Source organism: Acinetobacter uliginosus (genome assembly GCF_044130295.1).
Lineage (GTDB): Bacteria > Pseudomonadota > Gammaproteobacteria > Pseudomonadales > Moraxellaceae > Acinetobacter.
The window spans coordinates 18696-44206 of the sequence record NZ_JBIQOC010000014.1 but is presented as its reverse complement, the minus strand read 5'-3'; the positions used below and the strand labels follow the sequence as shown (position 1 = coordinate 44206).

The 25511-nt window shown below is 43.4% G+C and carries 37 protein-coding genes and 1 pseudogene; 5 read left to right on the top strand and 33 right to left on the bottom strand.

Translation table 11 applies throughout. The features are described from left to right. The first annotated feature begins 125 nt into the window (after positions 1 to 125). Genes ACE01T_RS04580 through ACE01T_RS04565 form a run of 4 tightly spaced genes read left to right on the top strand, consistent with a single transcriptional unit; the run spans position 126 to position 3766 of the window. Positions 126 to 2165, top strand: coding sequence for a M3 family metallopeptidase (locus tag ACE01T_RS04580; RefSeq protein WP_200223222.1), 2040 nt, complete (start codon positions 126 to 128; stop codon positions 2163 to 2165). Between the two features lie 41 nt (positions 2166 to 2206). Further along, a complete protein-coding gene (locus ACE01T_RS04575) occupies positions 2207 to 2416 on the top strand; it encodes a YheV family putative zinc ribbon protein (RefSeq protein ID WP_171263178.1) in 210 nt (69 codons plus the stop codon). 13 nt (positions 2417 to 2429) lie between these two features. Beyond that, positions 2430 to 2837: a hypothetical protein gene (locus ACE01T_RS04570; protein WP_180042089.1), complete on the top strand. Its 408-nt coding sequence runs from the start codon at positions 2430 to 2432 to the stop codon at positions 2835 to 2837. 56 nt (positions 2838 to 2893) lie between these two features. Further along, positions 2894 to 3766 carry a DMT family transporter gene (locus ACE01T_RS04565; RefSeq protein WP_200223223.1) on the top strand — a complete coding sequence of 291 codons (873 nt, stop codon included), beginning with the start codon at positions 2894 to 2896 and terminating at the stop codon, positions 3764 to 3766. Between the two features lie 64 nt (positions 3767 to 3830). Here the strand turns inward: ACE01T_RS04565 and ACE01T_RS04560 are convergent, their stop codons facing one another. The 5 genes from ACE01T_RS04560 to ACE01T_RS04540 all read right to left on the bottom strand — a co-directional run bounded on the left by ACE01T_RS04560 (position 3831) and on the right by ACE01T_RS04540 (position 9082). Beyond that, on the bottom strand, positions 3831 to 6029 hold the full coding sequence (locus tag ACE01T_RS04560) for a TRAP transporter large permease subunit (protein WP_200223224.1): 2199 nt from the start codon (positions 6027 to 6029) through the stop codon (positions 3831 to 3833). Positions 6030 to 6213: 184 nt separating this feature from the next. Next, on the bottom strand, positions 6214 to 6783 hold the full coding sequence (gene rrtA, locus ACE01T_RS04555) for a rhombosortase (RefSeq protein ID WP_086195754.1): 570 nt from the start codon (positions 6781 to 6783) through the stop codon (positions 6214 to 6216). Between the two features lie 90 nt (positions 6784 to 6873). Beyond that, the gene (locus ACE01T_RS04550) at positions 6874 to 7929 is read right to left on the bottom strand and encodes a hypothetical protein (protein WP_395518820.1); all 1056 of its coding nucleotides are present in this window, start codon (positions 7927 to 7929) and stop codon (positions 6874 to 6876) included. Positions 7930 to 8445: 516 nt separating this feature from the next. Beyond that, complete coding sequence (locus ACE01T_RS04545; RefSeq protein WP_200223226.1) at positions 8446 to 8832, bottom strand: hypothetical protein; 387 nt, start codon at positions 8830 to 8832, stop codon at positions 8446 to 8448. Next, positions 8825 to 9082 (bottom strand): FAD assembly factor SdhE, encoded by a 258-nt coding sequence (locus ACE01T_RS04540; protein ID WP_086195757.1) that lies wholly within the window; start codon positions 9080 to 9082, stop codon positions 8825 to 8827. The genes ACE01T_RS04545 and ACE01T_RS04540 overlap by 8 nt, the downstream gene beginning before the upstream one ends. Positions 9083 to 9271: 189 nt before the next feature. Here ACE01T_RS04540 and ACE01T_RS04535 point away from each other — a divergent pair, with 189 nt between their 5' ends. Further along, positions 9272 to 10444, top strand: coding sequence for an acyl-CoA dehydrogenase family protein (locus ACE01T_RS04535; protein ID WP_395518819.1), 1173 nt, complete (start codon positions 9272 to 9274; stop codon positions 10442 to 10444). 149 nt (positions 10445 to 10593) lie between these two features. On the opposite strand, the gene ACE01T_RS04530 is transcribed toward ACE01T_RS04535, so the two are convergent. From ACE01T_RS04530 to rplC, 28 genes and pseudogenes are all read right to left on the bottom strand, one after another. Then, entirely contained in the window at positions 10594 to 12090 is a 1497-nt protein-coding gene (locus ACE01T_RS04530; protein WP_395518818.1) for a flavin-containing monooxygenase, read from the bottom strand. Between the two features lie 203 nt (positions 12091 to 12293). Then, entirely contained in the window at positions 12294 to 12659 is a 366-nt protein-coding gene (gene rplQ / locus ACE01T_RS04525) for a 50S ribosomal protein L17 (protein ID WP_004281488.1), read from the bottom strand. 18 nt (positions 12660 to 12677) lie between these two features. Further along, the gene (locus ACE01T_RS04520) at positions 12678 to 13685 is read right to left on the bottom strand and encodes a DNA-directed RNA polymerase subunit alpha (protein ID WP_004869497.1); all 1008 of its coding nucleotides are present in this window, start codon (positions 13683 to 13685) and stop codon (positions 12678 to 12680) included. Positions 13686 to 13702: 17 nt separating this feature from the next. After that, on the bottom strand, positions 13703 to 14329 hold the full coding sequence (rpsD, locus tag ACE01T_RS04515) for a 30S ribosomal protein S4 (protein ID WP_086195760.1): 627 nt from the start codon (positions 14327 to 14329) through the stop codon (positions 13703 to 13705). Between the two features lie 12 nt (positions 14330 to 14341). Continuing rightward, a complete protein-coding gene (gene rpsK / locus ACE01T_RS04510) occupies positions 14342 to 14728 on the bottom strand; it encodes a 30S ribosomal protein S11 (protein ID WP_001040166.1) in 387 nt (128 codons plus the stop codon). Positions 14729 to 14747: 19 nt separating this feature from the next. Beyond that, the gene (gene rpsM / locus ACE01T_RS04505) at positions 14748 to 15104 is read right to left on the bottom strand and encodes a 30S ribosomal protein S13 (protein WP_086174447.1); all 357 of its coding nucleotides are present in this window, start codon (positions 15102 to 15104) and stop codon (positions 14748 to 14750) included. Between the two features lie 106 nt (positions 15105 to 15210). Further along, the gene (gene rpmJ / locus ACE01T_RS04500) at positions 15211 to 15327 is read right to left on the bottom strand and encodes a 50S ribosomal protein L36 (protein ID WP_000867907.1); all 117 of its coding nucleotides are present in this window, start codon (positions 15325 to 15327) and stop codon (positions 15211 to 15213) included. 19 nt (positions 15328 to 15346) lie between these two features. Further along, positions 15347 to 16666 carry a preprotein translocase subunit SecY gene (gene secY, locus ACE01T_RS04495; protein WP_171263179.1) on the bottom strand — a complete coding sequence of 440 codons (1320 nt, stop codon included), beginning with the start codon at positions 16664 to 16666 and terminating at the stop codon, positions 15347 to 15349. A 45-nt stretch (positions 16667 to 16711) separates the two neighbouring features. After that, positions 16712 to 17152 (bottom strand): 50S ribosomal protein L15, encoded by a 441-nt coding sequence (gene rplO / locus ACE01T_RS04490; RefSeq protein WP_086195762.1) that lies wholly within the window; start codon positions 17150 to 17152, stop codon positions 16712 to 16714. A 3-nt stretch (positions 17153 to 17155) separates the two neighbouring features. After that, positions 17156 to 17332 (bottom strand): 50S ribosomal protein L30, encoded by a 177-nt coding sequence (gene rpmD, locus ACE01T_RS04485; protein ID WP_067762901.1) that lies wholly within the window; start codon positions 17330 to 17332, stop codon positions 17156 to 17158. A gap of 6 nt (positions 17333 to 17338) precedes the next feature. Next, entirely contained in the window at positions 17339 to 17836 is a 498-nt protein-coding gene (rpsE, locus tag ACE01T_RS04480; protein ID WP_086195763.1) for a 30S ribosomal protein S5, read from the bottom strand. Positions 17837 to 17838: 2 nt separating this feature from the next. Next, complete coding sequence (rplR, locus tag ACE01T_RS04475; RefSeq protein ID WP_086195764.1) at positions 17839 to 18189, bottom strand: 50S ribosomal protein L18; 351 nt, start codon at positions 18187 to 18189, stop codon at positions 17839 to 17841. A 14-nt stretch (positions 18190 to 18203) separates the two neighbouring features. After that, on the bottom strand, positions 18204 to 18737 hold the full coding sequence (rplF, locus tag ACE01T_RS04470) for a 50S ribosomal protein L6 (RefSeq protein ID WP_086195765.1): 534 nt from the start codon (positions 18735 to 18737) through the stop codon (positions 18204 to 18206). 13 nt (positions 18738 to 18750) lie between these two features. Next, positions 18751 to 19146 (bottom strand): 30S ribosomal protein S8, encoded by a 396-nt coding sequence (gene rpsH / locus ACE01T_RS04465; RefSeq protein ID WP_086195766.1) that lies wholly within the window; start codon positions 19144 to 19146, stop codon positions 18751 to 18753. Between the two features lie 12 nt (positions 19147 to 19158). After that, positions 19159 to 19464 (bottom strand): 30S ribosomal protein S14, encoded by a 306-nt coding sequence (gene rpsN, locus ACE01T_RS04460; RefSeq protein WP_086174452.1) that lies wholly within the window; start codon positions 19462 to 19464, stop codon positions 19159 to 19161. A 9-nt stretch (positions 19465 to 19473) separates the two neighbouring features. Further along, on the bottom strand, positions 19474 to 20010 hold the full coding sequence (rplE, locus tag ACE01T_RS04455; protein WP_086195767.1) for a 50S ribosomal protein L5: 537 nt from the start codon (positions 20008 to 20010) through the stop codon (positions 19474 to 19476). Between the two features lie 16 nt (positions 20011 to 20026). Then, on the bottom strand, positions 20027 to 20344 hold the full coding sequence (gene rplX / locus ACE01T_RS04450) for a 50S ribosomal protein L24 (RefSeq protein WP_086195768.1): 318 nt from the start codon (positions 20342 to 20344) through the stop codon (positions 20027 to 20029). 9 nt (positions 20345 to 20353) lie between these two features. Further along, positions 20354 to 20722, bottom strand: a complete 369-nt coding sequence (gene rplN, locus ACE01T_RS04445) for a 50S ribosomal protein L14 (protein ID WP_004657680.1) — start codon at positions 20720 to 20722, stop codon at positions 20354 to 20356. Positions 20723 to 20813: 91 nt separating this feature from the next. Next, positions 20814 to 21071, bottom strand: a complete 258-nt coding sequence (gene rpsQ / locus ACE01T_RS04440; RefSeq protein ID WP_086195769.1) for a 30S ribosomal protein S17 — start codon at positions 21069 to 21071, stop codon at positions 20814 to 20816. Beyond that, positions 21068 to 21265: a 50S ribosomal protein L29 gene (gene rpmC, locus ACE01T_RS04435; protein WP_004650482.1), complete on the bottom strand. Its 198-nt coding sequence runs from the start codon at positions 21263 to 21265 to the stop codon at positions 21068 to 21070. Before rpmC ends, rpsQ begins: the two co-directional genes overlap by 4 nt. After that, entirely contained in the window at positions 21265 to 21678 is a 414-nt protein-coding gene (gene rplP, locus ACE01T_RS04430; protein ID WP_067669331.1) for a 50S ribosomal protein L16, read from the bottom strand. The genes rpmC and rplP overlap by 1 nt, the downstream gene beginning before the upstream one ends. Further along, a pseudogene (rpsC, locus tag ACE01T_RS04425) lies at positions 21618 to 22434 on the bottom strand (30S ribosomal protein S3). Before rpsC ends, rplP begins: the two are co-directional and overlap by 61 nt. Position 22435: 1 nt before the next feature. Continuing rightward, positions 22436 to 22765: a 50S ribosomal protein L22 gene (rplV, locus tag ACE01T_RS04420; RefSeq protein WP_086195771.1), complete on the bottom strand. Its 330-nt coding sequence runs from the start codon at positions 22763 to 22765 to the stop codon at positions 22436 to 22438. Positions 22766 to 22774: 9 nt separating this feature from the next. After that, on the bottom strand, positions 22775 to 23050 hold the full coding sequence (gene rpsS / locus ACE01T_RS04415; RefSeq protein ID WP_004869548.1) for a 30S ribosomal protein S19: 276 nt from the start codon (positions 23048 to 23050) through the stop codon (positions 22775 to 22777). A gap of 19 nt (positions 23051 to 23069) precedes the next feature. After that, positions 23070 to 23894, bottom strand: coding sequence for a 50S ribosomal protein L2 (gene rplB, locus ACE01T_RS04410; protein ID WP_086195772.1), 825 nt, complete (start codon positions 23892 to 23894; stop codon positions 23070 to 23072). A gap of 11 nt (positions 23895 to 23905) precedes the next feature. Next, entirely contained in the window at positions 23906 to 24226 is a 321-nt protein-coding gene (rplW, locus tag ACE01T_RS04405; RefSeq protein ID WP_086195773.1) for a 50S ribosomal protein L23, read from the bottom strand. Next, positions 24223 to 24825 carry a 50S ribosomal protein L4 gene (gene rplD / locus ACE01T_RS04400; RefSeq protein WP_086195774.1) on the bottom strand — a complete coding sequence of 201 codons (603 nt, stop codon included), beginning with the start codon at positions 24823 to 24825 and terminating at the stop codon, positions 24223 to 24225. Before rplD ends, rplW begins: the two co-directional genes overlap by 4 nt. A gap of 11 nt (positions 24826 to 24836) precedes the next feature. Next, positions 24837 to 25475: a 50S ribosomal protein L3 gene (gene rplC, locus ACE01T_RS04395; RefSeq protein ID WP_086195775.1), complete on the bottom strand. Its 639-nt coding sequence runs from the start codon at positions 25473 to 25475 to the stop codon at positions 24837 to 24839. Positions 25476 to 25511 lie beyond the last annotated feature (36 nt).

Genomic DNA, 25511 nt, shown 5'->3' with positions numbered 1-25511 from the left:
AGTAGGGCTTTTTATTGAGTCTCATCTAGAAAGTATTTACCGACTGAAAAATAATAGCCCTTGATTTAACCTTCTCTAAGCCTTACATCTACTATTAACTTTATAAATGATATGGCGTATTAGAAATGACTTTAGAAAAGGCGACCTTGCCCGTTCCACAATTTGACCAGATTCAACTGGCTGATTTAAAACAACAGATTGAACAAGCCATTCAACAAGGACAAAGTTTTTTAAAAGATTTAACTGCAGTTCCGGAGAACGCTCAGGCACAGCTCAATGTGTTAGAGCAGGTCGATACGTTGGAAAACAACATGAGCGAAGCTTGGGGTGTGCTGTCACATCTCAATGCCGTGATGAATAACACAGAAACGCGTGAACTTTATCAATCCCTGCTTCCAGCATTAAGTGAATACTACACACAGCTGGGTCAACACACGGTACTCTATCAAAGCTATCAACATGTACATGACTCGTCCATATTCAGTACCCTCCCTGCAGCCCATCAAAGTGCCATTAAACTGGCACTGCGCGATTTCAAACTGTCAGGCGTGGCTTTAGAAGGTGAAGCGAAAAAACGCTATGCAGAAATTTCTGCACGTTTGTCACAGCTGTCATCTGACTTTTCTAACCATGTCCTCGATGCCACACAAATCTACTTCAAGCCTCTAACTGAAGAACAACTCAAAGGCTTACCACAAAGCAGCGTAGATTTACTTAAACAATATGGTCAGCAACGTGAACTGGATCAGTCAGTCGCAACTTTAGATATTCCGGCTTATCTGGCCATCATGACCTATGCCGATGACCGTGGCTTACGTGAAGAGTTATACAAAGCCTATACCACGCGTGCTTCTGACCTGTCTGAGCATCCTGAATTTGACAATACCCAGGTGATGGAAGAAATCCTGAGTCTACGTCATGAAATGGCACAGTTATTAGGTTTCAACAACTATGCCGAGTTATCGCTGGCCAGCAAAATGGCGCCGGATGTCGAAACTGTAGACAAGTTCCTGGTTGATCTGGCTGAGCATGCACGAACCCCTGCAAGTAAAGAAATTGCAGAATTAAAAACCATCGCCATTCAGGATGGCATTCTCGAATTACAGCCGTGGGATACCGGTTATTATTCGGAAAAACTGAAACAGCAACAATTCAACTTATCGCAGGAATCACTAAAACCGTATTTTCCTGCACCCAAGATTTTGCAAGGTCTGTTTAGCATTGTGAATCGTCTTTACGGCATTAACATTGTGGAACGTGAAGCACCAGTCTGGCATCCAGATGCGCGCTATTTTGAACTGGAAGATCAAGGCAAGGTAGTCGGCGGTTTTTATTTCGATCTGTATGCACGTAGCGGCAAACGCGGTGGTGCCTGGATGAGTGGTTTCCGCTCGCGCATGCAAACCCGACAAGGCCTGCAAAAACCGATTTGCTACATGGTCTGCAACTTCACCCCTGCTGTAGGCGATCAACCTGCGCTGCTCACTCACGATGAAGTGAATACCCTGTTCCACGAATTTGGCCATGGGCTGCATCATCTATTGACCGAAGTCGACCATATTGCCGTGGCAGGTACACACGGCGTAGATTGGGATGCAGTCGAGCTACCAAGCCAGTTTATGGAGTTCTGGACCTGGGATACTGACAGCCTCGACCTGCTCAGCGAACACATCGAAACCCGGCAGCATTTGCCAGAAGATTTGCTTAAATCCTTGCTGGATGCCCGTTTCTTCCAGTCTGGTATGCAAACCTTGCGTCAAATCGAATTTGCCCTGTTTGACCTGTCGATTCACAAACACAGTTCTGCTTTAAATGCCGAACAGGTACAAGCGACGCTGGACGAAATTCGCCAAAAATATGCGGTCGCACCGACAGCCAGTTATAACCGTTTCCAGCATAGCTTTAGCCATATTTTTGCCGGAGGCTATGCTGCGGGTTATTACTCTTATAAGTGGGCCGAAGTTTTGGCCAGTGATGCCTTCGACCGTTTCGAAAAAGAAGGAATCTTTAATGTGCAGACCGGAAAAGAATTTCGTCAATTTATTCTAGCAGTTGGCGGAAAAGATACAGCACTTGACGCGTTTATCAATTTCCGCGGACGCGAGCCAAAAATAGATGCATTATTACGTCATCAAGGTTGGACGAAGCCCTCTAAAAACGCTTAAACTAACTGTCTAAGATTGTTCGGAAGGTTAGGATGATGACTATCAAACGTCGTTTCATTGCAGGTGCTAAATGTCCAAAATGTGAAGCACTGGATCGGGTTGTCATGCTAACTTCTGGCGACGATGAATGGATTGAATGTATTGACTGTGGCTATAGCGAAAACCGGCCAACACATGTCGAAGAACCACAAATGCCGGAACTTCCGGATGAGATTGGTGTCATTCAGTTCAAACCACGTCAGCCTAAATAAAAACAGGTTCAATATGACATTAGATCAAAGAAATAGCCCAAAACTTTTATTGGGCATTATGGGGGGATTGGTTGCAATCATTGCGCTTTTTTTAGCCTATCAATGGTTTTTTGCAACTTCAAACGAAACATTGCCTGAACATGAAGGAGCTAGTTTAACGGCTCCTGCAAAACCAGCTGAACCGCTTGCTCAAGCCGAGCAGAAAACCATTCAGCTGGTGGATGAAAAAATTCTGAAACAAGCTGTTCCAGAAAATGAATCACTCGCCAAAGAAGAAGTGGCTAAACTGGATGATATTCAAAGCCAGTTAAATGAACAGGAAACCATGCTAAAAGCCCAACACGCCGATGCAGATGAGCTGATTGCCCTGAAAGAAGAACAGATTAAATTACTCGAAGCTCAATTGGCTCAAAAACAATAATTTTATAGTTGAATATTCAGCTAAAATATCAGCACATGTTTTAGCTGATTTCTTTCATGTCCCTACCGACCAGCAATCGGAACCTGTTTACAGCACTTGCCTTACTGACCTGCTCTGCCTTTTTATTTTCTCTGATGGGCGTCTGTATTCGCTATGCCTCACACACGCTAGATAATCCCACTATTGTATTTTTTCGCAACTTTGTCGGCTTGTTTATTTTTCTGCCGTTTATTTACCGTAAAGGAATTGGATTTTTTAAAACCGAAAAAATCTGGATGCATAGCTGGCGTGCCGTGATCGGGCTGGTCGCCATGTATGGCTTCTTTTATGCGATTGCCCATTTAAAGCTGTCCAATGCCATGGTGTTTACCTATTCTTCCCCGATTTTTATTCCCCTGATTGCCTGGCTATTTCTGAAAGAAAAAATCACCAACGCCATGTTTCTTGCTGCAGCGATTGGTTTAATCGGTGTGATCTTTGTCGCCAAGCCGGATGCCGGCATGTTTAACCAGATGTCGATCATTGGACTAGGGGCAAGCTTCCTGGCTGCCATGGCATTTGTGACGGTTCGTGCGCTTACCAGTACCGAATCGCCAGAAAAAATCGTTTTTTATTTCTGTTTTATCGGCACCCTCATTTCCATGATTCCGATGTTCTGGCTATGGCGTCCTTATACCTGGACTGAACTAGGTTTCTTAATTGGCGCGGGACTGCTGGCCAATATCAGCCAGATTTTCATGTCCAATGCCTATAAACTAGCACCTGCCGGACAAATTGGCCCGGTAAATTATATTGCCATTATTTTTGCCGGAATCTGGGGCTTTATATTCTGGCAAGAAATACCGGATTATTATAGTTTAATGGGTTTCGGACTCATTTTAACTGCCATTATCCTGTGTAGTCCCTTGGTGAAAAAACGTTCAATCTAATCATTCAGCCAGTTTTTCCAATCATAAAAAAAGCACCCGAAGGTGCTTTTTTTAGCATGATCAATTAATGATACCAACCGAACAGTTTAAAAATATACGGCGCATAGGTCACAATCAGTAAAGACGGGAACAGCACCATAATCGGTAGCAACCAACGTTCATAACGGTAATAAAACTTGGTGTATTTGACCTTTGCTTCCGCATCGGCAGCACGAACCTCATCATCACCTACCGACATTCGGGTCAGCAGATGATTCAGCGCCACAGGCGGAGAGACATAGCCCAATTCAAATGCAACCAGTACAATCATCCAGAAATGGATGGGATGAATACCATTTTCATAAGCTACCGGTGCAATGGTGGCAGCCACCAGAATGACCGCGCCAAACGGATCTGTCGTCATACCGACAATTGCCAGCAACAGTGCAATAAAGGCCAGTGAAATATAGATATTGCCAAGATGCGTTGGCAATAATTCAACCACTTCACTACGTTCAATCAGACCGCCTACACTTGCAGACAAAGCCATCAGGATAATCAGTGCACCAATATGTCCAACGGTTTCTGCTGAAGCAAACCACATGGAATGGGCAAAGCCGCGTGATTTTTCTCCCCCATGCGGTGTATGTTCGCGCATAAAGGTCGACTGTTTTTCATGTTCCAGGGTTAAAGCTGCATGACGGTCTGGTGGTGTCACAAAACGGTCACCCCACCATTTATCAAACATAATGTAAGCAATCAGGATTATCGGCAGAATCACCGGAGCAGTGAATTCATCCATTTGAGTATCCAGACCCATCGTATACATTAAAATGACAACAACAGTAATCACGATATAAGGAATCACCGGCACAATGGCTTTTAACATGCCCGGTACCGCCACTTTAGGCGAGTTCACACGGAAACGTGTTTCCGCAAGATAAAGTGATACCCCCAGGAAAATCAAAGCGGTCAACCAGAAGACATAAATACCATGATCAAACAGCTCATCTGAAGTTACATGTCGGCTATCGAGCATGGAAATCAGAATCACCAGCAAGCAGGGACGAATCACCACCCCCAGCGAGCCAGACATGGCGGAAACAGCCAGGGCATATTGACGGCGTGAACCCGAATTCCATACTTCCTTATAAATGATCGCACCTGCTGCCACAACAAAAATCCCGGAAGCACCGGTATAGGCCGTTGGAATCGCAGCGGCAATCAAAATCAGCCAGGTCAGGGTTTCAGGGGCCAAATTCCACGGACGTAAAATACCGAGGAATAAATCCATCACCCGAGTTTGGGTCAATAGCATACCCGCCCAGATAAACAGTGCCAGGTTTAAGAAAATGCCAGAGAATTCCACCAGAATTCCGAGGTAAATCCCTTGCCCCATTGGATAATCCATGACAAAGGTAAAAACAATCCCGGTCACTAATGCCATGTAGGCATATAAAGGTACACTCAGTAAAGCCAGCCCCAGATTGCCCTTAGCTTCCTGTTTGGCCACGGGAGGTTTAAAGAGTTGTAACAGACTGATCAGAGTTAAGCTAATAAATAGGAAAATCCACAGCCAGTAAACCGTCAGTGTTTCATAAGTCGAAGTCACACCTGAGTTGATAATGGAATGGTATTGGCTGAGTACCGATGCTGTCAGCAGACCATTACCCAATGCCATAAACAGGGCATAAACACGATAATCCAGCTTGGTGGTTGGAGCACGTAAGCCAATATGATGAAACTTGACTGAAGCAGTGATTGCGGCAACCACAACCATCAGCAATAAAATAATGACACGATTTTCAGTACCAAATTTAAAAATACCAAAGAATGAGGTTTCTAGGGTACGGTAAGTTCTTATCGTTGGATGATCATCCATATATTGAATGGCTTTGTCATAGAACTGATACTTTTCCTGGCACTGTTGCTGCCCTGCCAGAACCGAAGCCCGTACATCTGCTTCCGATGTAGTCCCGAAAATATCGGCGAACTCATCATTGGCATTGGCTTTCATTTGTTTTTGTACTTGCGCATCAATATCCGGATGTAAGTCACAGCTTGGCTTGGCAGGTTCTGCACGTAAAAAAGAATATTGCATGCCAATGTCTTCATTGCCATACAAACGTTCACCCACACGTAATAGCTGACCATGAATCATCTCACCAGTACCGATGATGAGTGTGAGTAAAAGTAGTAATAGAATGACAAAAGTCGAGATCCACTCTGTCCATATATAACGTAACAGACCTAGTCCTGATCTGCTGTTTTCATCATTTTGCATGTGCATTCCTATTTTTTCTTTTAATCATTGCTACAACTTCAGCAATGCTACTTTCCTTTTCTGAATAGAAAACATCCTTTCTCTATTCAATCTATTTATTCTTATCAACAAATTTGCATTAACTCGATATCAATGAAAATGACAATATGTATTTTCTTTTCTGTTTTAAATGTCAATCTTGCCACTATTCAACAAAATATTCCCATAAAACATAAGCCAAAGCGATGACGACTCCTCCAATCACCCCCAATAAATGTGCTTCAACCAAGACTGGACTACCAATCAGTTCCGCTGTACCGACACTGCCTACCGTATTTTCCCAAAGCAATTTTCCCAGAATCAGGCACAACACCAAGGCAGCAAAATTGCGCTCTTTTCTATACAACAGATGTACACAGGCAACGGTGACATACGCCCCGTGCAAGACTCCAGACAGGCCGGCATAAGCTTCTATATCCGGAAAAAAATAATAAAAACACAGACTGATAAATGGCGGAAGTAATAAAAGTAAAGCAACGAAATGCCAGATTTTGACGCGTGGAAAGATGAAAGGTAAACAGGCAAAAGCCAGCATATTGAGCAGATAATGAATCCATCCCACATGTACCCAATGGGCAGTCCATAAACGCCAGAATTCTTTAAATAAATCAGCTTGCCAATAAATAAATGAGTCTGCAAAAACTTGAAGGCATGCCGAAAAAGACATTACAAATGCAATAAAAATAATCTTTTGCATCAGAAACGGGTTTTTCATTGGCATGCCCCCCAGTTTAGAAATAACGGATTAAAAATAAAACATCACTCCAACCCATCTTGTCTTATATTCTCTTTCATACCGTCCAATTTAAGAGGATGCAGCAGTCTCATTTTCAGTAAATAAATCATCCAGTTCTGCAGAACTATCCTGATCATCCCAGAAACGTTGCATACCATCATCACTGGAGCGGATGCCAGTATGTTCAGTCCAGTAACGGTCTGAAATCCCCTGCACCATATTTTGCGCCATACTGTCTACCAGTCTGAACTGTGGATTAACCGGTTTTTCTTCAGAGCGGGCTGTGGCAAATGCTTTCAGTGCATCACGAATCCTGGCATCATCGCCACTGGCTTGAGCTGCGACCGCATACAGGGCATGTGACAAGCGTACACCTTTTTGTTCACCCAGTTGCACCGACTGTTTTAAAGTCTGATAAGGATCGGGCTTACCATCTCCCGCACCTGGCAACAAGGTCCAAATGACTGCACGTGCAGCTTCTGGCGCACCCCAGAATTTTGCATTATCCAGGCACACCATGCCACGTTCTACAACGGCAGCAATATCTTTCGGCACATTGACGGCACCGCCAGAATTAATGTCATTGGTCATGGCCTGTAAGCCACTGATCATTCCCATTAAATATACCGTTTGATCGAGGTCACTTTTCATTCTTGGGCACCCATCACCTAGGGCCTTGTTATATTTTGTTGCCCAACGCTTTTCTAATAGCTGGTAGCCTGCATACTGACGCTGTGCGGCAATGGCAGCCCAGCGTTTTTGCTGGATACGGGCATCTTGTGCTTCTGAAACTTGCCCCGCTTTAGAGGCGCGTAAATAATGCAATTCTGCTTCCAATGCCTGATTTTCAGCACAAATTCCTGATGAAGCATATAAAAGAACCGCAATACGGGTTGGGTCTGCACCCATATCTTTGGTGGACATAATAGCAGGCGTTAAGGCATTGCCTGAATTGCACGCCATATCGGCATCATCCATGGCCAAGATAGGCGGTACAATATGTTTCTCACTAAAACCCAGGGCAATGTTTGCCCCTGATTTAACCACTTGAGAACAACCTGATAATAAAGAACCTGTAACGATAATGACTGCCATACCCTGGCATATTTTTTGGACTTGCGACATTTTCCTGTCCTCTATAATTGTGTTTATGTCCATAGCACCTAAACATAGCAGATGCAAAATTTGAATAAAAGAGTATTCACTCTAATTTGGTTTGCTACTGTGCCACGAAATGACGTACGGAAAATTGACTGTATTCCATCAAGTTAAAAATTTTGGGCAAAAAAAAGTAGCATTGCGACGGTTCGGCACATGCTACTTATCAAGGGGTCAAAGCCTAACGGCTTTCATGTTGTGCAAATCGATCCTTCAGCACTGTTCCTAGTCGTCCAATAACAATCGCCAAAACAATTGCTATCACCAGAAACATCCAAGTTGGAATCACCATGATGATTTCCTCAGTTGCTGTTGGTAGTTTTAATTTACATTTAGCTGAAATAATTCACTGGAAAAATTGTCTGACAATTGCAACATTTGTGATTTTTCTCATCCAACTGTCTTACAAAGAACAAAAAATATAACTATATATTTGATTATAAATAATTTAATTAAAATAAATTTTATACAACTGTCTAACAATTAGCTTAATTTAGCCAGTTTTTTCAGTGCTTTCCATTGCTTAAAAGGCAATTGATCAACCCAAATCAAGAGTGGCTTCTCCTGAAAATGCTGGAAATACACCACAATATAAAGCTGATGATCAATCAAATGACTAACCGACACACGTTTAACCTGTTGCGATTTTAAATGCGACAGTGACCATTCACGTGCATGCAAATGTTCCAGACAGATCGGTTGAGGGACTTTCAAGCCATAGGCATAGGTCAGCACACCCAACAAAATACACAGCAACCATAACCATGCTGGCAAGAGCTGCTGCAAAAGTACAATGAGTAAAGTAAAAACAGTCAGCTGAAATACAAATGCCAGACGGCTGCGTTTCAGCTGAAAACAACGGTTAGCCATGAACGTAATGTTTCAACTTGGCAATCAAGGCTCTCATTTCCGGACGTGGCGGTTCAGACACTTCCATAAACCAATCTAACAGATCTGGGTCCTCTTGCGCGACCAACTCAGCAAAAGTTTCTTTCTCTGCTGCATCTGCCTGTAGATAATAATTTTTTACATAAGGGTCAAAATAAACATCAATCTCTTTTAAACCGCGACGAGCACGATAAATGACTTTGCGTTCTTCCAAGCTGATTTCTTCGCTCATAGCTAGCTCCCCAACAGTGTGAAATTTTTTGCTAGTTTACCCTATCCATCCCCTCTATTTCGAGCCATTTGCCCGAATTGACCAAATTCATCATTTTATCTGTACATTTGAGCATTCATCTCATTGTCGCTTATGCCTCAATCTTTTAATTTTTATCAAACAACATATTTCTAGATGGACACAATAATAATGCAATCAGCTGCGATCCGACCTTTAGCCAATATGCTGCCCCGTCATTTGTTTAATGCAGAACATGAAGCTTTCCGTGAAACGGTACGCAAATTTTATGAAAAGGAAGTGGTTCCCAATACTGCCAGATATGAACAGCAACAGCATGTCGACCGGGATTTGTGGAACAAGGCCGGTGCACTGGGCTTACTTTGTGCCACCATGCCGGAACAATACGGAGGTTCGGGTGTAGACCGTCTTTACAGTATGATCCTGATTGAAGAACAGGCTTATACCATGGATTCATCCACAGGCTTTTCGCTACATTCGGATATTGTGGCCAATTACATCTGCAATTTTGGCAATGAGAAGCAGAAGTCAAATTGGCTCCCCAAAATGGCTTCGGGTGAAACAGTGACTGCAATTGCCATGACCGAACCCGGAACTGGATCTAACCTGCAAGCAGTACGTACCTCTGCTATTTTAGATAGCAGTGATTATGTCATCAATGGTTCCAAAATTTTTATCACCAATGGTTACCTGTGTGACATGGTGATTGTGGTCTGCAAAACGGGCAGCAGTGATAAAGGTTCAGCCAACCTGTCCTTAATCATGGTTGAGGCAGATCGTGCCGGTTTCAGTAAAGGCAAACCTTTAAATAAAATCGGCATGAAAGGACAAGATACCTGTGAATTGTTCTTTGATAATGTCCGCGTGCCCAAAGAAAATTTACTCGGTATGGAAGGTATGGGATTTATAATGCTGATGAAAGAACTGGCATGGGAGCGCATGTTGGTCGCCATCATTTGTCAGGCGGGAGCCGAAGTAGCATTCGCGCATACCGTGCAATACACCAAACAGCGACAAGCTTTCGGCAAGCCGATCAGTGCTTTTCAAAATACCCGCTTTAAACTGGCAGAATTACGCACTGAAATTGATTTCTGTCGTGCTTATTTAGACCGTTGTATGGAATTACAGCTTGAAGAAAAATTGGGTATTGATGCAGCTGCTGCTGCGAAGTACAAAATTTCCGAAATGTTTTCTAAAGTCGTGGATGAATGCCTACAGCTGCATGGCGGTTATGGCTACATGATGGAATACCCGATTGCACGCGCCTATATTGATAACCGTGCCAATCGCATTTACGCTGGTACCAATGAAATCATGAAAGAATTGATTTCACGTTCGCTATAATCAACATTTATTTCTATGCCGGTTCAATGCTTGGTGCTCTATCTGTAGCAGCTTGCAGCAGAATAAAAGCTGACAACTTGAACCCATAATTCAATAGGTATAAAAGAGGGAGCATTACTGCTCCCTCTTCAAAAAATAATGAAATTCAATTATGAGACTAAACGCGGTGTCGCACTTTTCTTATCTTGTTGCTCACGTTTATGAAATTTAAGCACACCATCATCAAAGCGTGCATGCTTTAATTGTTTACGGTCAGCCAGATAATTATTGGATACACTCCAAGGTACATGCTTGCCCTGCTTCGGCATCACATCAGCAGCACGGGCAATATAACCTGAAGTCAGACTACCCATCACCGTATCTTCCATCAACTCGGTCGCATCGCCTTTTGGGATCACTTCATCATAGCCATTTTTGTCCATATAATTGATCATACGACAGATATAATCTGCTGCAATATCGACTTTCAGCGTCCAGGATGCATTGATATAGCCAATAATCATCGCCATGTTCGGCACATCACTGACCATGATGCCCTGATACAGCATATGTTGAGAGGTATTCATCGGCTTGCCATCAATCGTGGCCTGAATCCCACCTAAAATTTGAATATTCAAACCTGTTGCAGAAACAATAATTTCCGCATCCAAATGTTTACCAGACTTTAACTGAATACCCATTTCAGTAAATTTTTCAATTTGATCCGTTTCAACTGAAGCACGGCCTTCACGCAGAATTTTAAACAGATCACCATCCGGTACCACACATAAACGCTGATCCCAAGGTTCATAGTTCGGGGTAAAGTGTTTCATATCCACCTTACCTTTAAGCTGAAACTGCACTGACTTCAGCAACAGTGTTTTCAGCAGTTTCGGCTGTTTCTGTGCCAGAGCATAAATACCGCGTTGCATACCAATATTACGTGCACGCGTTAATTTATAGGCCAGATCTTCCGGTAAGATCTTACGCATTTTGTCATAGACCAGATCAATTGACGGCACAGAGGCAATATAGGTTGGGGAGCGTTGCAGCATGGTGACATGCGCTGCACCACCTTTCGCCATGGCTGGCACTAAGGTAATCGCTGTGGCTCCACTACCAATAATTACGACCTTTTTACCAGAATAATCTAGCTGCTCAGGCCAATGTTGCGGATGAATAAACTCGCCTTTAAATGCAGACTGATTTGGAAATTCAGGTTGGAACCCCTGATCGTAATTATAATAACCTGTGCAACCTAAAACAAAATTGGTCACCCAGGTTTGCTTTTTTTGAGCTGCATCTTCAATTTCAACCACCCACTTTTTAGTAGCCGAATTATAATTCGCCGCCAAAACCCGATGCTGAAAATGGATTTTATTTTTAAGCTGATACTCGTCAATCACTTCAGATAAATAATTTTTGATGGATGGACCATCCGCCAAGACGCTGTCTTTTTGCCACGGCTTAAAATTAAAACCAAAGGTCGACATATCTGAATCGGAGCGGATTCCCGGATATTTGAATAAATCCCAAGTTCCGCCAAAACTTTCACGACGCTCAATAATTTCAAACTGGCGTTGTGGGCAATTTTTCGAAAGATGAACAGCTAGACCAATACCCGAAATACCGGCACCGACAATCAACACATCAATATGTTTTTCCATGTTCTTTTTATAACCTGTTTAAGCTTTATTTTATTAAACCATAAAATTGACAATACTCAATGTCAAGTTTGTATGAAAGTCATAAAAAATATGTCAGTTCAGGACAAAAGTTTAAATTATCAGAGAATTAAAAATCATCAGGCATAAAAAAGACCGGTGAAACACCGGTCTTTTTTAAAACAACTGAAGCTCTTCTTGCGAAATTAGTTAACTTCGCGATCTACTAGCTCAACGTAAGCCATCGGTGCAGCATCACCTGCACGGAAGCCCGCTTTAAGAACACGTAGATAACCGCCGTTACGTTCTTTGTAACGAGGGCCAAGAACGGTAAATAATTTACCAACAGTTGCTGCTGAACGAGTACGAGCAAACGCCAAACGACGGTTTGCAACAGTATCGTTTTTAGCTAAAGTGATTAAAGGCTCAGCTACACGACGTAACTCTTTAGCTTTAGGCACAGTTGTTTTAATCAACTCGTGCTCGAACAAAGAGTTAGCCATGTTTTGGAACATCGCTTTACGATGACTGCTTGTACGGCCTAATTTCACACCACTATTACGATGACGCATGGTGATAGTCCTACTTAATTAACGGCTACGATAGGCAAAACGGTCGTCCATACGGAGACTAGCTGGTGGCCAGTTCTCTAAACGCATGCCGAGTTGTAAGCCTTTAGAAGCCAGAACATCTTTGATTTCAGTTAACGATTTTTTACCGAGGTTAGGAGTTTTTAACAACTCCACTTCAGTACGTTGAACCAAATCACCGATGTAGTAAATATTTTCTGCTTTCAAACAGTTAGCAGAACGAACAGTAAGCTCTAGATCATCTACTGGACGAAGCAAGATTGGATCCACTTCTTCGCGAGGCTCTTGAGCAACAGGAGCTTGATCTTTCTGAAGATCAACAAAAATTGCAATTTGTTGTTGCAAGATTGTTGCCGCTTTACGGATTGCTTCTTCAGGATCAACTGTACCGTTTGTTTCAAGATCAATGATCAGTTTATCAAGGTCAGTACGTTGTTCTACACGAGCATTTTCTACTGTATAAGACACACGTTTGATTGGGCTATAAGAAGCATCTAACTGTAAGCGACCCACAGGGCGAGTCTCGCCTTCTGGGAAACGTGAGTCAGAAGTTTCATAACCACGACCTTGAGAAACTTTCAGGCGCATTTTTAAATTGCCTGAAGCACTTAAAGTGCCGATCAAATGCTCAGGGTTTACCACTTCAACATTATGAGGTAAACGAAGATCAGCGGCTGTTACATCGCCTGGACCTTGTTTTTCTAATGTCAAATATGCTTCGTTTTGATCGAACAGCTTAATCGACAATCCTTTTAGGTTCAGCAAGAGCTCGACGATGTCCTGCTGCAAGCCTTCCAAGGTACTGTACTCGTGCTCAACCCCTTCTATTTCAACTTCAACCACAGCAGCGCCAGGTAAAGAAGAAAGAAGGATACGACGTAAAGCATTACCAAGAGTATGACCAAAGCCACGCTCTAATGGTTCCAGAATCACTTTTGCCGAGGTCCCGCTAGCCGCTTCGACCTTGATCGCTTGCGGAGTTAGAAACTCATTTGCAGTACGCGTCATTATTGCTACCTCAAGGATTATTTAGAATACAATTCTACAATCAAGCTTTCGTTGATTTCAGCAGGTAAATCAGAACGATCCGGTGCAGCTTTAAACGTACCTTCTAGTTTTGAATGGTCAACTTCCATCCAAGAAGGAATACCACGTTGAGCAGCCAATTCAATTGCGCCTTTAATACGCAATTGTTGTTTAGCACCTTCGTGAACTGCGATTACATCGCCAGCTTTAACTTGGATAGACGCGATGTTAACACGACGACCATTCAAAGTAATGCTACGGTGAGATACAAGCTGACGAGCTTCTGCACGTGTAGAACCAAAACCCATGCGATAAACTACGTTATCAAGGCGGCTTTCAAGCAGTTTCAACAAGTTTTCACCTGTTGCGCCTTTAACACGAGCAGCTTCTTTATAGTAGTTACTAAATTGACGTTCTAACACACCGTACATACGACGTACTTTTTGTTTTTCACGTAATTGTAGTGAGTACTCAGATTGTTTGCTGCCACGAGCCCCGCCATGTTGGCCAGGTGCTTTAGCATGTTTTTTTGTCTTAACGTCAAATGGTTTAACGCCAGATTTTAATTGCAGGTCTGTCCCTTCGCGGCGAGAGAGTTTGCATTTTGGACCAATATAACGAGCCATGAATGATTCTCCTTACACACGACGTTTTTTAGGTGGACGACAACCGTTGTGCGGGATTGGCGTCACATCGGTAATGCTGTTAATTTTATAACCCACTGCACCTAAAGCACGAACCGCAGACTCACGACCAGGACCAGGACCTTTTACAAGGACATCCAAGTTTTTCAAACCGTAATCCAAAGCTGCTTTACCAGCAACTTCAGCAGCTACCTGAGCAGCAAACGGAGTTGATTTACGTGATCCACGGAAGCCTTGTCCACCTGAAGTGGCCCAAGCCAGTGCATTACCTTGACGATCGGTAATAGTCACAATGGTGTTATTAAAAGAAGCGTGAATGTGTGCAACACCTTCAGAGACGGTACGAGTGACCTTCTTGCGTGTGCGAGTATCTTTAGCCATCTTTTAGCTTCCAGAAATCTTATTTCTTAATAGGTTTGCGCGGACCTTTACGGGTACGTGCGTTAGTTTTGGTGCGTTGTCCACGGACAGGCAAGCTGCGACGATGACGAAGACCGCGGTAGCAGCCTAAATCCATTAAACGTTTAATGTTCATGGAAATTTCGCGACGTAAATCACCTTCGGTTGGAACCTTGGTAATTTCTGCACGAATCGCATCAAGCTGAGCATCATCCAATTCACGGATCTTAGTAGTTGGTGCAATACCAGCAGCAGCTAAGATGTTCTTAGCAGTGTGGCGACCGATACCAAAAATATACGTGAGGGAGATAACAGCATGCTTGTTATCCGGAATGTTTACACCGGCAATACGAGCCATTCACTTTCTCCAAAAAGGCAGTAGAGATAATCAACCGCCCCACAAATATCTTGAGGGGCGGATAATAACCTAATTAGCCTACTGAAATCAACAGGTCTTGATCAGATTAACCTTGACGCTGCTTATGACGAGGTTCAGCGCTACAAATCACGCGGATAACCCCATTACGACGGATAACTTTACAGCTACCACAAATTTTTTTAACAGAAGCTTGTACTTTCATGATGAAACCTCAAGTGCGCTTATCCTTTAGGATGAGCAGTCGTTTTTCTCATTAACGTTTGATTGTCATATTGGTGCGAAGTGAGATGGGCTTGTAGCTGAGCCATAAAGTCCATCACAACAACCACTACGATCAGCAAAGATGTACCACCCAAATGGAATGGAATACCAAAAGAACTTTGCAGAATCATTGGCATCAAACAGATGACCGTAATATAAATTGCACCAATGAATGTCAAACGATTAAGAATATGATCTAAGTAACGAGCAGTTTGCTCACCTGGGCGAATACCAGGTACATAAGCTCCGCTGCGTTTCAAGTTCTCTGATACTTCTTTAGGACTGAACACAAGTGCAGTATAGAAATAACAGAAAAAGATAATTAACGCACCGAAGAGCACCAAATACAAAGGTTGTCCAGGCGATAATACCAATGCCAAATCTTGTAGGCTACGCTTTACGATTCCTGCATTTGGATCAGAACTACCCAACCATTGACCTAAACTTGCAGGGAACAGCAATAATGAACTCGCAAAAATTGCTGGAATAACCCCCGCCATATTCAATTTCAATGGCAAATGTGTCTGCTGTGCAGTAAATACGCGACGCCCTTGTTGCTTTTGAGCATAGTTAACCGGTATACGACGTTGTGCCTTTTCAATAAATACAATCGCAGCAAGAACCGCAACTGAAAGTAATGCAAATACAGCCAGACCAATTAAGCTCGATTGACCATTATCCACCGAAGTGAATGCTTGAATTACAATATTTGGCAAACCAGCAACGATACCTGCAAAAATGATCATAGAGATCCCATTACCAACACCACGTTCGGTAATTTGCTCTCCCAACCACATTAAGAACATAGTGCCTGCAACCAATGAAGTTACAGCAGGAATGTAAAAAGCCAGTCCTGAGGTCAAGGTAATTCCTTGGCTAATCAGACCAGCACACATACCCACACCTTGTACCAATGCAAGTAATAACGTGCCGTAACGCGTATATTGATTAATCTTACGCTTACCCTGCTCGCCTTCTTTCTTTAACGCTTCCAGCGAAGGAACGACTGTTGACATCAACTGCACGATAATCGATGCAGAGATATATGGCATGATTCCCAACGCAAGAATTGACATTCGCTCTAATGCTCCGCCAGAGAACATATTAAACAAACCTAAGAAAGTACCTTCATTAGCTTTGAAAAAACGTTCTAAAGCGACATTATCAATACCCGGCAGCGGAATATGTGCTCCTAGTCGAAAGACCAGTAATGCGCCAATCAAAAACATTAATCGACGAATAATTTCACGATATTTCACATGAAATGGCTGGCCTTTCATCATGTTGACATGACCTGAAGAACTAGGAGACATAGACACTAGCGATTACTCCTCGACTTTACCGCCAGCAGCTTCAACAGCAGCTTTAGCGCCTTTAGTCAAAGCAACACCTTGTACAGTGAATGCACGAGTAATATCACCAGAAAGTACGATACGAGCACGAGTCATATCTTTACGTACAACATTGGCAGCTTTTAAAGTTTCAAGTGAAATGATATCACCTTCAACTTTAGCAAGCTCTGATAAACGTACTTCAGCAGTTTTTAAAGCAAGTTGGCTAGTGAAGCCGAATTTAGGTAAACGACGATATAACGCAGTTTGACCACCTTCGAAACCTGGACGTACGCCACCGCTCTTACGTGATTTTTGACCTTTGACACCACGGCCACCAGTCTTACCAACGCCAGAACCGATACCACGGCCTAAACGAAGGTTTTCACGTTTAGCACCTTCTGCAGGTGCAATAGTATTTAAACGCAGAGTCATGGCTTATTCCTCTACACTAACCATATAGTAGACTTGGTTGATCATACCGCGGTTAGAAGGCGTATCTTGCACTTCTACAGTATGACCAATACGACGCAGACCTAAACCTTTAAGGCTAAGCTTGTGATTTTTCAAGCGGTGCGCAGAAGATTTAGTCTGGGTAACTTTAATCGTTTTCATGATTGATTACCCTTGAATTTGTTCTACTGAAAGACCACGTTTCGCAGCGACTTTCTCAGGAGAAGTCATGTCACGCAAACCTTTAAAAGTTGCGTTCACTACGTTAGCAGCGTTTGTAGAACCATAGCATTTTGTCAATACGTTATGTACGCCAACAGCTTCTAGAACTGCACGCATAGCACCACCAGCAATTACACCAGTACCTTCAGAAGCAGGTTGCATGTAAACGCGGCTTGCACCATGACGAGCATTAATAGGGTGTTGTACAGTACCGTTAACAAGCTCAACAGTAATCATGTTACGACGTGCAGCTTCAAGTGCTTTAGAAATAGCAGCTGGAACTTCACGTGCTTTACCACGACCAAAACCTACGCGACCATTACCATCACCCACAACAGTTAGTGCTGTGAAAGAGAAGATACGACCACCCTTAACAACTTTGGCTACACGATCAACGGCAACCAGCTTTTCAACAAGACCTTCGTTTTGTTCAACTTTAGCCATGATTAGAACTCCAAGCCGTTTTCACGAGCAGCATCAGCCAAGGCTTTGATACGACCATGATATTTGAAACCAGAACGGTCAAATGCAACTTTAGTTACGCCAGCTGCTTTCGCACGTTCTGCAATTAAAGCACCCACTTTTTGAGCCGCATCAACGTTACCAGTTGTACCAGCACGTAAAGTAGCATCTAAAGTTGAAGCTTGAGCTAAAACTTTGCCACCATCTGCTGAGATAACTTGAGCATAGATGTGACGCGGTGTGCGGTTTACACACAAGCGAGTCGCACCCAATGCACGAATGTGCAAGCGTGTGCTTTTCGCACGACGCAAACGGGATTGTTTCTTTTCGTTCATAAGAACCTCGCGCCTTATTTCTTCTTAGCTTCTTTACGAAGTACAACTTCGTCAGAATAACGAACACCTTTACCTTTATAAGGCTCTGGTGGACGGTAACCACGGATATCTGCAGCAACTTGACCTAAAGCTGCTTTATCAGCAGATTTAAGAATGATTTCAGTCGCTGTAGGAGTTTCAGCAGTTACACCTTCTGGAAGGTTGTAATCAATCGGGTGAGAGAAACCAAGGTTAAGGTTAACAACGTTACCTTTAACCGCAGCTTTATAACCAACACCGATAAGTTGTAACTTGCGTTCGAAACCTTCGCTAACACCTTTTACAAGGTTGTTTAACACAGCGCGAGCAGTACCAGCTTGCATCCAAGCGTCTTTCGACTCAGCTTTAGGAGCAATTTGAAGTTGACCTTCTTCCTGTTTTAGCTCGACCAGCGCATGCAGGTTGAAAGACAATGTACCTTTGCTGCCTTTCACTTCGACCTGCCGGCCGTTCTGAGTAACTGTTACACCGTTAGGTACAGTTACTGGGGCTTTAGCCACACGAGACATGAGGAATCACCTATTAAGAAACAAAAGCAATAACTTCACCACCGATGCCCGCAGCACGTGCAGCGCGATCAGTCATGATGCCTTTGCTTGTAGAAACAATTGCAATACCCAAACCTTGCTTAACGCTAGGAAGTGCATCTTTACCGCGATACTGACGTAGACCTGGACGGCTTACACGTTTCACAGTTTCGATAACTGGTTTGCCTTCAAAATATTTTAACGTAAGTGTTAAAGTTGGTTTGCCTTCAGCATCTGCAACTTCTACGTTTGAAATATAACCTTCTTGTTGAAGTACGTTTGCAATTGCAACCTTCAACTTAGAATTTGGCATAGAAACAGTTTGTTTCTTTGCCATTTGTGCGTTACGAACACGGGTTAACATGTCGGCAACGGTATCTTGCATACTCATTTATAGTGCTCCTTACCAGCTTGCCTTAACAACGCCCGGTACATCACCTTGCATTACTGTATCGCGTAATTTGTTACGGCTTAAACCGAACTTACGGAAGTAACCATGAGGACGACCAGTTAAACCACAACGGTTACGTAGACGTACTGGAGACGCATTACGTGGTAATGCCTGTAACTTCATCATCGCATCGAAACGTTCTTCGTCGCTCGCATTTACATTTGCAATCGTAGCCTTTAATTCAGCACGTTTTGCAGCAAATTTAGCAACTGTTTTTTCGCGTTTCAATTCGCGATTAATCATACCTTTCTTAGCCATATCGACCTCTTATTTGAACGGGAAGCCGAATGCACGCATAAGCGCACGGCCTTCGTCATCGGTGCGAGCAGTCGTAGTAATGGTAATATCCATACCACGAATACGATCAATCTTATCGAAATCGATTTCAGGGAACATGATTTGTTCCTTCAAACCCATCGAATAGTTACCACGACCATCAAATGATTTCGCAGAAAAACCGCGGAAGTCACGAATACGAGGGATCGCGATAGAGATCAAACGGTCTAAGAATTCGTACATTTGTTCGCCGCGTAAAGTAACTTTACAACCAATCGGCCAACCATCACGGATTTTGAAACCAGCGATTGATTTGCGAGCTAGAGTAAGAACTGGTTTTTGACCAGCAATCGCTTGCATATCAGAAAGAGCGCCATCTAACAATTTCTTGTCAGCTGATGCTGCACCAACACCCATATTAATGGTGATTTTAGTGATGCGAGGAATCTCCATCACATTTTTAACGCCCAATTGCTCTTGTAACTGAGCTTTAAGTACGTCGTTGTAACGTGTTTTAAGTCTGGCCATTGCCTATTTCAACCTATTACTTCGCTACCGCCACTGATTCACCGTTAGATTTATAAACGCGAGTTTTCACGCCTTCAATCGTTTGGTAACCAACACGGTCAGCCTTTTGGGTTGTAGCATTAAAAATTGCCACGTTTGAGATATGAAGCTCAGCTTCTTGAGTTACGATGCCGCCTTCAGCGCCAGTAGCTCGGTTAGGCTTTTGATGCTTCTTCACCAAGTTAAGGCCTTCAACCTTAACGCGGTCATTAGAAACTGACAACACAGTACCCTGTTTGCCTTTTTCTTTACCTGCGATCACAATTACTTGATCGCCTTTTTTAATCTTAGCCATGAGTGCCTCTTATAGAACTTCAGGAGCCAATGAAATGATTTTCATGAACTGTTCAGTACGAAGTTCACGAGTCACTGGTCCGAAAATACGAGTTGCAATCGGCGCTTTGTTGTTGTTCAAAATTACAGCAGCGTTATCGTCGAAACGAATCACTGAACCGTCTGGACGACGGATACCAAATTTTGTACGTACAACTACAGCATTCATCACGTCACCTTTTTTAACACGTGCGCGTGGAATAGCTTCTTTTACAGTAACTTTAATAATGTCGCCAACAGAAGCATAACGACGATGTGAACCACCAAGTACTTTAATACATTGTACGCGGCGAGCACCACTGTTGTCTGCTACGTCGAGCATACTTTCGGTTTGAATCATTGCCCTACTCCAAAACCGAGCATCACCGGTCACATTTCGAAAGGCTCAAAGAGTACTCGAAATTAACCGATGATGCAACAAGAACGTCTAATTACTCAGCAGCTGCTTCAATCACTTCAACTAAAGTCCAAGACTTAGTTTTAGAAATTGGGCGGCTTTCTTTAATGGTCACTACGTCGCCAGTTTTAGCAACATTGTTCTCATCATGAGCGTGTAATTTAGTTGAACGGCGGATTGATTTGCCATACAACGGGTGTTGAACGCGGCGTTCAATAAGCACAACAATAGACTTGTCCATTTTGTCGCTTACAACTTTACCGGTTAACGTGCGAACTGTTTGTTCACTCATTGTCCGTTCCCCTGTTTTTCGGTAAGGAGTGTCTTGATACGAGCAATAGTCTTACGAGTAAGCGCAACTTCATGCGATTTACCCAATTGACCAGTTGCCTTAGCCATACGAAGACGGAATTGGTTAAGCTGTTGCTCATCAAGCAAAGCTGTCAACTCTTCTACCGATTTTTCACGTAGATCTTTAGTTTTCATTACATTACCGTCCGAGTCACGATAGTGGTTTTAAACGGAAGTTTAGCAGCTGCAAGCGTAAATGCTTCACGAGCCAATTCTTCGTTAACACCATCAATTTCGTACAAGACTTTACCTGGTTTGATTTGGCAAACCCAGTATTCCACAGAACCTTTACCTTTACCCATACGAACTTCTAATGGTTTTTCAGTAATTGGCTTGTCCGGGAAAACACGGATAAAGATCTTACCACCACGTTTAATACGACGGCTAATTGTACGACGCGCAGCTTCAATTTGACGCGCAGTCATTTGACCACGTTCAATAGATTTAAGTGCGATAGTACCGAAAGATACTGTGCTACCACGGTGTGCTAGACCAGTGTTACGGCCTTTTTGCACTTTGCGGAATTTAGTACGTTTAGGTTGCAACATGGATTATTCTCCTTTTTCAGCAGAACGATCATTGCGACGACCACGACGCTCTTGACCTTCACCACGACCGCGACCGCGTTTAGCTGGACGTTCTTCAGCAGGAGCAGGGTTCATGACTTGTTTCATGCCACCTAAAATCTCACCACGGAAAATCCAAACTTTAACACCAATCGTACCGTAAGTCGTTTCAGCACGCATAGTAGCGTAGTCGATGTCTGCACGAAGCGTATGCAAAGGTACACGACCTTCACGATACCACTCAGTACGAGCAATCTCAGCACCACCTAAACGACCAGAAACTTCAACTTTGATACCTTTAGCACCAGCACGCATCGTGTTCTGAACCGCACGCTTCATAGCACGACGGAACATTACACGTTTCTCTAATTGAGAAGCGATCGCTTCAGCAACTAAACGAGCGTCTAAGTCTGGGCGATCGATTTCGTTGATGCTTACTTGCGCAGGAACACCCATAATAGATGTTAATTCGCGTTGTAATTTTTCAATGTCTTCGCCTTTTTTACCGATAACGATACCAGGACGAGCAGTGCTAATAGTAATTTTAGCAGCGCCTGTAGGACGTTCGATAAGAATATTGCTGATCATTGCATTCTTAAGTTTTTTAATTAAAAACTCACGAACTTGCAAATCTTTAAGCAAGTATTCAGCGTATTGTTTCGGATTCGCATACCAGTTAGCGTTATGACGTTTCACAACACCTAGGCGGATACCGATTGGATGAACCTTCTGACCCATATCAAACCCCTACCTTAACGGTGATGTGACAAGTACGCTTAGTAATACGATCTGCACGGCCTTTAGCACGTGGCATAATACGTTTAAGGCTGATGCCTTCGTCAACGTAAATCGTAGATACTGTAAGGTCGTCTACATCTAAACTGTTATTATGTTCAGCGTTTGCAATCGCAGATTCCAACGCTTTTTTAACTAAAACTGCAGCTTTTTTGTTGCTGAAGTTCAAGATATTTAAAGCGTGAGCAACAGATTTGCCACGGATCAGATCTGCAACCAAACGTGCTTTTTGTGCCGAGATAGCGGCACCGCGTAATTTAGCAGTAACTTCCATCATCGCACCTTAACGTTTAGATTTCTTGTCAACACCGTGACCACGATAGGTACGAGTTGGCGCGAATTCACCGAGTTTATGACCAACCATGTGTTCAGATACAATCACTGGAACATGGTTACGACCATTATGAACAGAAATTGTTAGACCAACAAAATCTGGGAGAATCATCGAACGACGCGACCAAGTTTTGATCGGCTTGCGAGAGTTACTCGCTACAGCCGCTTCAACCTTAGCGAACAAGTGCGCATCGACGAATGGGCCTTTTTTCAGAGAACGAGGCATTGTCAGATTCCTTTACTTGTTACTTAACGCGACGGTCGCGAATAATCATCTTAGTCGTACGCTTGTTGGTACGTGTCTTGTACCCTTTAGCTTTTTGACCCCATGGGCTTACAGGTTGAATACCTTTGTTACGCCCTTCACCACCACCGTGTGGATGGTCAACTGGGTTCATCGCCATACCACGAACGGTAGGACGAACACCACGCCAGCGTGATGCACCAGCTTTACCTAGTGAACGAAGGTTGCTTTCTGAGTTAGAAACTTCACCCAAAACAGCACGGCATTCAACGTGAATTTTACGCATTTCACCAGAACGTAAACGAACGATAGCGTAAGAACCGTCACGACCCAACAACTGAACAGAAGTACCAGCTGAACGAGCTAATTGCGCGCCTTTACCGATTTTAAGTTCGATGTTGTGAAGAGTAGAACCGATAGGCATGTTGCGAAGTGGCAAGCAGTTACCTGGACGAATTGGAGCATCGTTACCAGATTGTACTTTATCACCAGCACGCAAACCTTTAGGCGCAATGATGTAACGACGTTCACCGTCAGCATATTTTAATAAAGCAATATGAGCTGTACGGTTAGGATCGTATTCAATACGTTCAACTACAGCTGGAATGCCGTCTTTGTTACGTTTGAAGTCAACGATACGGTAGTGTTGTTTATGACCACCACCAACGTGACGAGTTGTAATGTGACCGTTGTTATTACGACCACCAGTACGTTTTTTAGCTTCAACCAACGGAGCATAAGGCGCGCCTTTGTGAAGATGGTCGTGAACGACTTTCTCTACAAAGCGACGTCCTGGTGACGTTGGCTTACATTTTTGAATAGGCATAATTCTCGTCCTTATTCCGCTGCGCTTTCAGCGGTATCGCCCAAGTCAGCCATTTCAACATCTTGGCCAGCTTTCAGGGTGACGTATGCTTTTTTAACATCAGAACGACGTCCTAATGTTTTACCAAAGCGTTTAGTCTTACCTTTAGTGATCGTTGTGTTAACTTTAACAACTTGAACACCAAAGAGTTGTTCCACTGCTTTTTTGATTTCAAGTTTGTTTGCATTTAATGCAACTTTAAAAACTTGAACACCAGCAGTTTCACCTAAAACTTGTGCTTTTTCTGAGAATACAGGTCCTTGCAGGACTTGATAGATACGTTCGTTGTTCATCCGAGTTCTACCTCAATTTTCTTAGCAGCAGCTACAGACATAACAACTTTGTCGAACGCGATCAAGCTAACAGGATCAATTGCAGCAGCATCAACCACATCAACGTGTGGAATGTTACGTGCAGCAAGATACAAGTTCTCATCAACAGCATCAGTAACGATTAATGCACGAGTAGCATTCAAGTCGTTAAGTTTTGCAAGCAACTCTTTAGTTTTTGGAGCAGCAACAGCAAACTCTTCAACTAAAACCAAGCGATCTTGACGAACAAGTTCAGCCAGGATGCATTGCATAGCACCGCGGTACATTTTACGGTTAACTTTTTGAGACCAATCTTGTGGACGAGCAGCAAAAGTTTTACCACCACCTACCCAGATCGGGCTACGAATAGAACCAGCACGCGCACGGCCAGTACCTTTTTGACGGAATGGCTTTTTACCACCGCCAGATACGTCAGCACGTGATTTCTGAGCTTTCGAACCTTGACGACCACCAGCTAAGTAAGCTGTAACAACTTGGTGTACAAGAGCTTCGTTAAATTCACGACCGAAAGCAACTTCAGATAATTCAACAGCAGAGCCGGAAACAGTATTTAAATTCACGTTATTTCCCCTCAGGCCTTGATCGTAGGACGAACAGTTACGTCGCCACCAGTAGCACCAGGAACCGCGCCTTTAACAACCAGAACTGAACGTTCAGCGTCGATAGCAACGATTTCAAGACCCTGTGTAGTTACGCGTTCAGCACCTAAATGGCCAGCCATTTTTTTGCCTTTGAACACGCGACCAGGAGTCTGGTTTTGACCTGTAGAACCCAGAACACGGTGAGAAACAGAGTTACCGTGAGTAGCGTCTTGAGTACGGAAGTTCCAACGCTTAACACCACCTTGGAAGCCTTTACCTTTAGACTGGCCAGTTACGTCAACAATTTGACCTACTGTGAACAGATCTACACCGATAGTAGCGCCAACTTCACGACCTTCAAGCTCAGCTTCTGATACGCGGAATTCTTGAACCAGACGACCAGCAGCAACACCCGCTTTAGCGAAGTGACCTTTCTGAGCGTTAGTTACGCGAGATTCGCGACGTTCACCAGTAGTGATTTGAATCGCTTGATAACCATCAGTTTCAAGCGTTTTGATTTGAGTGATGCGGTTAGGATCAACCTCAATCACTGTTACAGGTACAGAAACACCAGCATCTGTAAAGATACGAGTCATACCGCACTTGCGACCGACTAAACCAATAGCCATGTGCATAAACCTCTAAAAAAGCGGCCTAATTAACTT